Here is a 10,842-nt window from a genome sequence, read left to right on the forward strand (position 1 = left end):
GAAGATCATCTGCCACACCGTTGTTCGCCAACAGGTCCCAACTGGAGAGTTCATGTCGAGAGACGCGCGATGAAGCTCGTGCTGGCAAGCTATGGCACCCGCGGTGATGTGGAGCCCTGCGTCGCGGTCGGTTGCGAGCTGCAGCGCCGCGGACATGACGTGCGTTTGGCTGTCCCGCCCGACCTGGTTGCCTTCTCCGAGGCGGCCGGGCTTGAGACGGTCCCTTACGGTCCGGACACGGCGGTATGGGCGGACGCGCACCGCGACTTCTGGGTCCGGTTCTTCGGCAACTTCTGGAAGATCCCGGAACTGATGAAACTGATGCGCGAGATGCGCGAGATCGGGGAGTCCGTTGTCCGGTTCTGGGAGGACATCACGACGACGTTGACGTCGTTGGCCGACGGGGCGGATCTACTCATCACATTTCTGAATTTCGAACCGCCGGCGGTCAACGTCGCTGAGTACTACGGCATCCCGATGGCCACGGTGCACGTCTCGCCGGTACGGCCCAATGGCCGGATGTTGTCGTTCCTGCCCCCCGCGTTGGGGCGTTCCGCTCTGAAGGTGTACCAGTGGGCGAATTGGCGTGGGGTCAAGAAATTCGACGACGCGCAGCGGCGCCAGCTGGGTCTGCCGAAGGCCACGGGGTCATCGCCGCGACGGATCACCGAACGCGGATCCTTGGAGATACAGGCCTACGACGAGGTGTGTTTTCCCGGGCTGGCTGCCGAGTGGGCGCAATGGACCGACCAAAGGCCCTTTGTCGGTGCCCTGACGATGGAGCTGACCACAGACGGCGATGACGAGATCGCTGCCTGGGTTGCGGCGGGAACACCGCCGATTTTCTTCAGCTTTGGCAGCACACCGGTCAAGTCTCCCGCTGACACGTTGATGATGATCGAGAAGGCCTGCGCGGAGCTGGGGGAGCGGGCCTTGGTGTGCGCCGGTTCGAGTGACTTCAGCCAGGTACCCGATTCCGACCAGGTCAAGGTCGTGGACACGATGAACTTCGCGTCCGTGTTCCCTGCGTGCCGCGCGTTGGTGCACCACGGCGGTATGGGCACGATGTCCGCAGGCCTGCGCGCCGGGGTACCTATGCTCGTCTACTGGACGGCGCTCGACCAAGCATTGTGGGCATCTCGCGTCGAACAGCTGAAAGTTGGTTTCGGACGGCGCATCTCGGCGGCCAGCAGCGAGCGGCTCGCTTCAGACCTGCGCACGATTCTCGATCCGCAGTACGTTGCCCGTGCCCGCGAGATCGCTACCCAGATGACCACACCGGACGACAGCGTCGCCGACACCGCCGATCACCTGGAGCGGTTCGCGCGGTCAGGGCGTTCTGGATGAGCTGAGCATCTGAGCTTCCCGCTCAGATGATGTCCAATCCCCGCACTACCTGCAGCAATCCAATCATCACGAAGATGCCTATCATCACCTGGCGTCGGTTGGCCAGCGCCCAGTCGTGGACCGGTTGCAGGACAGCCTGGGTTCGTGCCGGGGCGATCAGGTGGCTGATGACGGCGACCTCGAAAACGGCGAACATCGCGACGACGAACAGGATGACGGCGATGATCTGTGTGCCCGTCGACGCCCCGGAGGACACGACGGTGGTCGCCACAAAGAGGACCAGCGGAAACCCTGGTATGAACCCCAGACCGCACACCAACGCGACCCACAGGGCGCCGCTGTCCCAGGCTCGTTGAAGTCGGCGGAACAGGCGGCGAATGGCGGAGTCGCCTTCTGTCGCTTCCCCCACACCGGCGAACGGCGACGAGATCTGGCCCGTCCCCTCGGATTCCGGAACCTCGCTTGGTGCATTGCCGGCCGGTGTCGGCACCTGCGCTCGCTGACGCACCCAGTAACGAACTGCGATCAGCAGCGCGACCGATAACACCAGGACGCCCATCCCGAGTTGGATGTGCCGGGCTGCGGCGCTGGCGGCCGGTGTCTGAGGGCTGAACATCGGCGCGCGGTGCAGCAACACCACTGGCACCAACAGGGCGGGAATATTCGTTGTGAGGCAGCCGATCCAGCACACGAGCAGGTTATGCACCGGCCGTGGACGCGAGATCACGAGAAGGATGAGGGCGAGAAGCGCGGGATTGAACGCCATCAGAATCGCCATCCCGAGTAATGAGCCCCACACGGCGGGGAACATTACCTGCTAGTTAATTATTTTTTGGGCCTTTGGCAACCTGGTCGATCTTGGTCCACGTGACCTCGGCCCGTACGTGGGCGGTTCCGACGGAAGCCGTGCTCTGGCACGGACCGGCGGCGCCGACGCGCTGCGGTTGCGTGCGGGCATCGGTCGAATCTTCCGTAGTCTCTTCCGGATTCAGCTGCTCCGTTTTGGAACAGAACTGACAGGGGATGGGGATAATGACCGATGTCTTCGGGCAGCTCACAGGCTCGACAACTGAAAGGCTAGAGGCTCCGCGATGAAATTTGTGCTGGCTTTCTATGGGACGCGTGGTGATGTAGAGCCTGGAGTTGCGGTCGGTCGTGAACTGGTGCGGCGCGGTCACGAAGTGCGCATGGCCGTCTCGCCCGATCTGGTCGAGTTCGTGATGGCGGCCGGACCGGAGGCCATTGCATGCGGACCGGACGTGCGGGTGTGGCAAGACCTGAACCGGGATTTCTGGGCACGCTTCTTGCGCAAGTTCTGGAGGAACTTCTGGCGGGTCCGGGATCTGGCCGGTTTGCTGCGCGAGGAATGGCATCTCTTCGACCAGTACTGGCAGGACGTCAGCAAGACGCTGACGTCTTTGGTGGACGGGGCGGATGTGCTCTTTACCGGCGTGATCGGCGAGGAGGCTGCCGGCAACGTCGCGGAAGGTTGCGGAATTCCGCTGGCGATGTTGCATGTGTTCCCGATGCGGCCCAACGGGCAGCTGGTCCCGGCGCTACCGGCTCCGTTGGCTCGCACAATGATGAAGGCGTCGGAGTGGCTGAGCTGGCCCATGATGAAAAGGCTGGAGGACCCGCAGCGGCGCGAACTTGGCTTGGCCAAGGCAACTGGTCCCTCTGCGTGGAGAGTTGCCGCACGCGGCTCATTGGAGCTCCAGGCCTACGACGAGATCTTCTTCCCCGGGCTGGCGGAGGAATGGGCGGAATGGAATGGGCAGCGCCCCTTCGTCGGTGCGTTGACGATGGAGTTGCCGACCGACACCGACGACGAGGTCGCCGACTGGATCGCCGCGGGAACCCCGCCGATCTGCTTCGGTTTCGGCAGCATGCCGGTGGACTCCGGCGCCGAGACGCTGGCCATGATCAGTGCCGCATGTGTCGAGTTGGGCGAGCGGGCGTTGGTGTGCGCCGGCGCGAGTGACTTCAGCGACGTCCCCCATTCCGATCACGTCAAGGTGGTCAGCACCATGAACTATGCCGCTGCCTTTCCTGCTTGCCGTGCCGTCGTGCACCACGGCGGCGCGGGCACCACTGCCGCTGGGCTGCGGGCCGGGGCTCCCACCTTGATCCTTTCGACGGACCTGGATCAGACGCTGTGGGGGGCGCGGATCAAGCGACTGAAAGTGGGTACCGCTCGGCGTCTTTCGGCCACTACCCAGAAGACGTTGGTGGCGGACCTGCGTACCGTCCTCGAGCCGGAGTGTTCGGCTCGCGCCCGCGAGGTCGCCACTCGCATGACCAAACCCGCAGAAAGCGTGGCGACCACCGCCGACCTGTTGGAAAAGCTCGGTCGCCTCAAGCGTGCCGGCTGATCGTCCCGACGGGCACAACGACATCGCACGGTGAAAGCCCTTTTGGCACGCCGCAATCGCGGTGACTTTACGACTTCTGGTCGGATCACGACCGCGATGACCCATGATGTCTGGGTGGAAAGCAGAACCTCCGACATCGCGAACATGCCCCGGGGCGGGCCGGACGCGTCCTGGCTGGATCGGCGATTGCAGACCGACCGGCTGGAGTACCTGGATCGCGACGACGTCGATGATCTGAAACGCAAGGTCATGGATTCTCTGGACCGTGCCGGGGGGCGGCGGCGGATCGGTATCCACGAGAAGTGCGCCCGGATGGTGCTTCGCGAGGTGGCCGACGTGCCTGCGCCGAAGATCTTGGAACTCGGTGCGGGACTCGGCGGGCTGTCGCGCAAGCTGTTGGAGATGCATCCCACCGCGCAGCTGACGGTCACCGACCTCGAGCCGACGTTTGTGGCGGGCATGGCCGCCGGAGATCTCGGCAGTCACCCTCGCGCCGTTGTCCGGGAGATGGATGCCACCGAAATCGACGCGCCGGACGGCTATTACGACCTGGCGGTGTTTGCGTTGTCGTTGCATCATCTGACTCCCGAACTCGCCGTCCAGGTGTTTGCGGCGGGCACCAGGGCGGCGAAGAAGCTGCTGATAGTCGATCTCCCCAGGCCGCCGGCGCCTTTGCACGTTCTTCTGTTGGCGGTGGTGCTGCCGCTGGTAAAGGTTTCGCCGCTGCAACACGACGGATTCATCAGCTCCCTGCGCGCCTACAGTCCGGCGGCGTTGCGTGCGCTGGGCCGGCACGCTGACCCGTCGATCACCGTCGAATTCCGGACTCGACGAGGCCTGGGTCCGACGGTGGCGGTGGCCAGCCGGTCCCGGCACGGTGGCTAGCGGAGTCGATCGAACTCTCGTAGTCCGTCGGGTCGTGCCCAGCTCAGATGGTGTTCAAACCCTTGGCAATCAGCATGACGCCGGCCAATATGCACATGGCCACCAAGATTTTTCGATGGTGAGCCCACGCCCAGTCATGCAGCCGTTGCAGGACGGCTTCGGTTTTCGTGGGAGCGGCCAGATAGCTGACGAGGACGATCTCGACAACGGCCAGCATGCCGACGATGAATGCGATCGCGGCGGTGATCTGCGTGCCGACCGCCGCTCCGGAGACGACGACGATCGCGAGTAGGAACAGAGCCACGTCGGGTGGGGCCCCGGCAAATGAGAAGCCGATCACGAACGAGACCCACAGGGCTCCGCTTTCCCAGGCATCGTGGCCGCGCCGCAGCAGGCGCCGGAAAAGGGATGTGCCGCCTTCCGGTTCTTCTTTCGCGCGGGCGAGGAGTCGTGAGACCGGCGTCGAGGTGTCGGCGTCGAGGACCATCGTCGACGCGCCACCATCCGTAGCCGGTAGCTTCGCCCGCTGACGCACCCAGAAGTGCACCGTCAGCACTGTGGCAGTCGTCAGCGCGACCGCACCCATGCCGATCTGGATGTAACCGCCGGTCGAACTCTTGGCCCAGGATTCCGCGGTCGACTTGAACATCGGCGTCGCGTGCAGCAGCGTCAGCGGAACGATCAGCGTAGGAATGCATGCAGCCATGCAGCCGGCACCGAACATCAGCAGGTTCTGCACGGGTCGCGGCCGGGAGATCACGAGAAGGGTGATCCCGATGCGCATGGGATCGAGGCCAACCAAAATTCCTAGCGCCAGCACCGATCCCCACACGGTCGAAACACTACCCGGTTGCTCCTGCCGGCCCGCTCGTTTCGCACCGACGGTGTCCTTGATGATGCATTCCCGGCACGCCAAAGTCGGTTTGCCAGCGCTAACTTGGCTCATGCACAGGCCTGCCGGCATGTCGGTTTCGGCCCGGCGGCAGACTATGGACGTTATGCTCTCGCGGTGGCGTGGAGTTCTCTGAGGATGGCCGAGTGTCCGCGATAACCAGAGATTGCCGGTTATGCGGATCCACTGGCCCCCATCCGGCGATTGACGTTCGCGAGATGATGTTCGGTACTCGGGAACAATTTGAATATTTCTGCTGCGCTGCGTGCGATACCTTGCAGATCGACAAGGAGCTTGAGGGCGAAGACCTCATGCGTCACTACCCCTCGAACTACTACTCGCACAGCGCGTCAGCGCAACCGGGCGCGTTTCGATGGCTGGTCACACAGCATGACGAGTACAAGCTGCGCGGCGGCAATCCGATCGTCGGTGCATTCATGAAGGCGCGTCTGACCGAAGGGCTCTTCCGTGTGCTCCTCGGCGGCGACGTCGTCAGGATGCTCGCTCAATTGGCCGTGGACCACGACTCGCGCATTCTGGACGTCGGTTGTGGCACCGGGGGACTGCTGGACCGTCTGACCAGAATTGGATTCAACAACTTGGTCGGCGCGGACCCGTTCATCGAGGCCGATGGCCGATCTGCTGAAGGTGTGCCGCTGATGAAGGCAGATCTGCGCGATGTCGACGGCAAATTCGACCTCATCATGTTCAATCATTCGCTCGAACACGTTCCCGACCCGGTCGAGACCCTCAAGGTGGCGTACGGCAAGCTCGCCGCCGGAGGCATGTGCCTGGCTCGTGTGCCCACGACTTCGTCGGAAGCGTGGAGCACCTACCGGGCCGATTGGGTGCAGGCCGATGCACCGCGGCACATGGTCATACCCTCGCGGCAGGGAATGGCGGTGGCGGCCGAACGGGCTGGAATGCGAGTGGTTCGGACGTTCGATGACTCGAATTTGGGCCAGTTTCTCGGCAGTGAAGCCTATCGGCGTGATGTCCCGGTGACCGATCCGAAGATACTGCGGATGTTCGGACCCAAGCAGCTCTGGGCGTGGGAAAAACGCGCACAATTGCTCAACCGACAGGGACGGGGCGACCAGACGGGATTCGTCCTACAGGCAATCTGAGGTATCGGACCAGTGGGAGCGGCCGGCCACCGGAAATCTTCTCTCTCACAGTCGATCTTGCGATTCGGGCACCGGTTGGCCCGCTGCGCTTTCGTCGTCGTGCCATCGTGCGGGTCAATTTCCCCATACTCAATCAGCAAACCGATCCGGCTAGCGCCGGTTCGAGGCTAGAGTCACTCGAACTTACTGGAATACGAGCTGGGGGCCCAATTTCACGTGACCGACCACGATGTTCGATCGCTGTACCTCGATCTGATCCGAGGCAACCTCACGAGGTACGGGATGCCGGAACGAATGCCCGCCGAGTGGACGCTGAGGCGACGGCTCTACTTCAAGACCCTCAATCGCATGATGGTTCGCGGTGGGGCGCATCGACTTGCCCGCGCGACTCCGAACGAGAATCGCAGCACCCTCGTCCGGCACAAGCGGGACTTGGGCATCGATTGGCCGGCGGAGGCCGAGACGATGATCGGAATGCAACGACTGACCAGTCTTCAGCAGTGTGTCGAGACTGTACTCGCGGAGGACATCCCCGGCGACCTGATCGAATGTGGTGTGTGGCGGGGCGGGGCCTGCATCCTGATGCGTGCCGTACTGGCCGCCTATGGGGATCAGACACGAAGCGTCTGGGTGGCGGACTCGTTCCAGGGCCTGCCACCTGCCGACCCCGACAACTACATCGCCGACAAGGGGCTCAGGACGCAGAGCCTGGCCGGCATACTGGGCGTGCCAGAAACTGAGGTCAGGGCGAACTTCGAGCGCTACGGACTGATGGACGACCAGGTCCGCTTCCTGCCCGGTTGGTTCAAGGACACCCTTAAAGACGCGCCGATCGATCGCATTGCGGTGCTGCGGATCGACGGCGATCTGTACGAATCCACGATCCAGGCACTCGACGCGCTCTACCCGCGGCTGTCCCCACAGGGCTTCTGCATCATCGACGACTATCACGATCTCGAGCCATGTCGGCAAGCCGTCACCGACTACCGTGCGGAGCACGGGATCACCGCCGAGATCGTAGATATCGACGGGACTGCTGTGCTCTGGCGTAAATAGCGAAAGGCGTTGGATCGTTCTGGATCTCACGTCGACGGCGTGCCGGCCGCGTTATGCTGCCGAGCAGTTGAGCGTCGTCCGCAAGAGCTCCGGCTGTCATTTTCGCGGGCGCGCAAGGGACGTGAGAGGCCAGAATCTGCAATGAAGATTGTCCTGGCAAGCTACGGAACCCGCGGTGACATCGAGCCGTGTGTCGCCGTGGGCCGTGAGCTGCTACGACGCGGACACGACGTGCACATGGCTGTCCCGCCCGACCTCGTCGGCTTTGCCGAGGCGGCCGGGCCGACAGCGATCCCGTACGGGCCGGATCTGCAGGCGGTGCTGGATGCGCACCGCGACTTCTGGACCCACTTCTTCCGGAACTTCTGGAAGGTCCGCGAGATGATCAGGTTGCGACGGGAAGTGGTGACGCCGTTCCACCAGTGCTGGAAGGACATCATTGCCACTTTGACGTCGCTCGCCGAAGATGCCGACCTGCTGTTCACCGGGGTGAATTTCGAGGATGCCGCCGGCAACGTCGCTGAGTACTACGACATTCCGTTGGCCACATTGCATCTGTTCCCGCTTCGCGCCAATGGCCAGTTCGTGCCGTTCCTGCCGGGGCGGCTGGGCCGAACGGCGATGCGAGTGTCCGAATGGATTGCCTGGCGCAACGCAAGGAAAGTCGAGGGCATACAGCGAGGCGAACTGGCGTTGCCGAAGGCCACCTCGCCCTCGCCGTGGCGGCTCACCGAACGCGGTTGCCTGGAGATCCAGGGGTACGACGAAGCCTGCTTTCCCGGGTTGGCCGACGAATGGGCGCAATGGTCCGGTCAGCGGCCCTTCGTCGGTGCCCTGACGATGAATCTGCCAGGTGATTCAGACGAAGAGGTCGCCAGGTGGATCGCGGCGGGGCCACCACCGATATTCTTCGGCTTCGGCAGCTTGCCGATGGAATCGGGCGCGAAAACACTCGCGATGATCAACTCGGCCTGCGCACAGCTCGGAGAGCGGGCGCTGGTGTGTGCGGCCGGAACCGACCTGAGCCACCTTCCCCGGTCCGAGCACGTCAAGATCGTCGGCACGATGAATTTCGCGACGGCGTTTCCCGGTTGTCGCGCGGTGGTGCACCATGGCGGATTGGGCACCACCGCCGCGGGCCTGCGCGCGGGGGTTCCCACGTTGATCCTGTCGACCGATCTCGATCAGACGCTGTGGGGGCGCCGGGTCAAGGTGCTGAAAGTGGGTACGGCCCGGCGCTTTTCGGGCACGACGGAGAAGAGCCTGGTTGCCGACCTGCGCACGATCCTCGAGCCGCAATATGCCGCCCGAGCGCGCGAGGTCGCCGCCCAGATGACCCAGCCTGCCGAAAGTATCGCGACCGCGGCAGATCTCGTGGAGAAACTTGCCGGCGTCGGCCGGCTGTGACACAGCTCTGATCGGAGCTTTCCGCGTTACTCCGGCGAGTCACGTGAACCATGAGCGCTGGCGGGGCAGTGTTGTGGTGTTGCGGCCTGCGATGGCGGCTCGGCATCTCGGATCGCGCGGACATGGATCATCCCGCCACGATGCGGAACGAACGTGACGTGCTTCGCCCGCTGCTTTTCGTCAGCCGCAGCAGTCGTGCTCAATTCGACCCGGCGCAGGATCTCACGGAGGACGAGCCGTATCTCCACCATGGCGAAGGTGGCACCGAGGCAGCGGCGGTTTCCGCCACCGAAAGGGAGCCAGGTGGTGGGGCTGAGGGAGGCGTCGAGCATTCGATCCGGGTCGAATCGATCCGGATCGGGGTACACCTCGGCGCTCGCGTGCACCAGCCCGATGGCCGGGTCCACCATGATGCCGGCCGGCAACCGATAGCCACCGATCTCGGTCGGCTCCTTGAGAACCCGTCCGGAGCTGAACAGCACCGGACGGATCCGCAACGTCTCCTTGACCACGGCGTCGAGGTACTCGTCGCCGGACGCGTCGCCTGCCGCGCTGGCATCGGCGGCCCGCACCGCCTTGGCCAGTGCCTCCGGGTGGCGGGTCAGTCGCTCCAACGCCCAGGACAGTGCCGTCGCGGTGGTCTCGTGTCCGGCCGCGATCGCGGTCAGGAGCTGGTCGCGCAGTTCGCTGTCGGACATGGTGCGACCGTCGTCGTCGGTGGCGCGGACCAGCATGGCCAGCACGTCGGTACGGTGCTCGAGGTCGGGGTCGGCACGCCGGTCGGCGATCTCGGCGTAGAGCAGGGCGTCAGCTTCCTCGAATCGCCGGCCGACGCCTCGCCACGGGCGATGGCGCCGCAGGCTCGGTTTCGTAATCGCCGGTGTCTCCCAGGGTTTCATGTAGAGCAACCGCGGCACCACCCGGCGCAGCGCGGCCAGTCGCGCGGGGTCGCTGGCGCCGATGACTGTTCGCAGGATCACCTCGAGCGTGATCTCCGTCGTCATGGGTGCCACCGGGAAGCTCTTTCCGACCGGCCACCCGGCGACGTTCTCTGCGGCGATCTCGACCATCTGAGCAGCCTGCTGCGCGACGGCGTCGCGATGAAATGCCGGCATCGTCAGGCGGCGCAGGGAGTGGTGCGCGTCCTCGTCGAGCACAAACAGCGAGCTCTCGCCGAGGAGACCGCGGAAAAACCAATGTGCTTCGCCGGAATGAAAGACCCGAGGGTCACCGGCGTACACCGTCTTGATGTCGGCAGGGTCGGCAAGGTAGACGACCGTGCCCGACAACGGAATACGCAGCCGGAACATGTTCCCGTAGCGGCGCTGGCACGCGCGCAGGAAGCGTAGACCGAAGCTTGCCATCAACGTGGACTGCACCACCATGGAAAGTGGAGGGCCGGGCGGCAGTTCGGTTTTCGCGGCAGTCACTTTGCGTGATCCCTAGCTACTAGACGGTACGGGTGCGGAAAGACCGACGGCCTCGGATCGCGACCGACACGGGTGGCCGGTCGTGGCGTGCGCTCGCACGATCCACGGTCGCAGATCCGGGCTCTACGGTATTTCCCAACCGTACGAGTCTTGGCATGGGTACGGGGTGCTTTCGGTCGGAGACATCACCCACTGCGGGTGACCCGGGGCGGGTGATGGCACGTTTGCCTTCAACTCGGTTCCGGTGACGACCATTAGTTCCCGTTCGCCGGGCGAAATGCTGTGCTGCTGCTCAGCAGATTTCTATGAGTTGCATTTGTCTCGCT

The 10,842-nt window shown here is 64.0% G+C and carries 9 protein-coding genes; 6 read left to right on the forward strand and 3 right to left on the reverse strand.

Going from position 1 to position 10,842, the window contains the following annotated elements; genetic code table 11:
- The first annotated feature begins 69 nt into the window (after positions 1–69).
- A complete protein-coding gene (locus tag AC4ELH_RS03765; RefSeq protein WP_463806828.1) occupies positions 70–1,347 on the forward strand; it encodes a glycosyltransferase in 1,278 nt (425 codons plus the stop codon).
- A 22-nt stretch (positions 1,348–1,369) separates the two neighbouring features.
- Here the strand turns inward: AC4ELH_RS03765 and AC4ELH_RS03770 are convergent, their stop codons facing one another.
- The gene (locus AC4ELH_RS03770) at positions 1,370–2,125 is read right to left on the reverse strand and encodes a GAP family protein (protein WP_498883267.1); all 756 of its coding nucleotides are present in this window, start codon (positions 2,123–2,125) and stop codon (positions 1,370–1,372) included.
- A gap of 313 nt (positions 2,126–2,438) precedes the next feature.
- Between AC4ELH_RS03770 and AC4ELH_RS03775 the strand changes: the two genes are divergently transcribed.
- Positions 2,439–3,719, forward strand: coding sequence for a glycosyltransferase (locus AC4ELH_RS03775; protein ID WP_498883268.1), 1,281 nt, complete (start codon positions 2,439–2,441; stop codon positions 3,717–3,719).
- Between the two features lie 96 nt (positions 3,720–3,815).
- The gene (locus AC4ELH_RS03780) at positions 3,816–4,604 is read left to right on the forward strand and encodes a class I SAM-dependent methyltransferase (RefSeq protein ID WP_064887249.1); all 789 of its coding nucleotides are present in this window, start codon (positions 3,816–3,818) and stop codon (positions 4,602–4,604) included.
- 43 nt (positions 4,605–4,647) lie between these two features.
- On the opposite strand, the gene AC4ELH_RS03785 is transcribed toward AC4ELH_RS03780, so the two are convergent.
- Complete coding sequence (locus AC4ELH_RS03785) at positions 4,648–5,436, reverse strand: GAP family protein (RefSeq protein ID WP_498883269.1); 789 nt, start codon at positions 5,434–5,436, stop codon at positions 4,648–4,650.
- A gap of 278 nt (positions 5,437–5,714) precedes the next feature.
- Here AC4ELH_RS03785 and AC4ELH_RS03790 point away from each other — a divergent pair, with 278 nt between their 5' ends.
- The 3 genes from AC4ELH_RS03790 to AC4ELH_RS03800 all read left to right on the forward strand — a co-directional run bounded on the left by AC4ELH_RS03790 (position 5,715) and on the right by AC4ELH_RS03800 (position 9,086).
- Positions 5,715–6,623: a class I SAM-dependent methyltransferase gene (locus AC4ELH_RS03790; RefSeq protein ID WP_082963460.1), complete on the forward strand. Its 909-nt coding sequence runs from the start codon at positions 5,715–5,717 to the stop codon at positions 6,621–6,623.
- 216 nt (positions 6,624–6,839) lie between these two features.
- Positions 6,840–7,679 carry a TylF/MycF/NovP-related O-methyltransferase gene (locus AC4ELH_RS03795; protein ID WP_064887252.1) on the forward strand — a complete coding sequence of 280 codons (840 nt, stop codon included), beginning with the start codon at positions 6,840–6,842 and terminating at the stop codon, positions 7,677–7,679.
- A gap of 141 nt (positions 7,680–7,820) precedes the next feature.
- Positions 7,821–9,086 (forward strand): glycosyltransferase, encoded by a 1,266-nt coding sequence (locus AC4ELH_RS03800; protein WP_498883270.1) that lies wholly within the window; start codon positions 7,821–7,823, stop codon positions 9,084–9,086.
- Positions 9,087–9,112: 26 nt separating this feature from the next.
- Here AC4ELH_RS03800 and AC4ELH_RS03805 read toward each other — a convergent pair whose 3' ends face one another.
- Positions 9,113–10,516, reverse strand: coding sequence for a cytochrome P450 (locus tag AC4ELH_RS03805; RefSeq protein WP_498883271.1), 1,404 nt, complete (start codon positions 10,514–10,516; stop codon positions 9,113–9,115).
- Positions 10,517–10,842 lie beyond the last annotated feature (326 nt).

Source organism: Mycobacterium shunyiense, assembly GCF_058270075.1.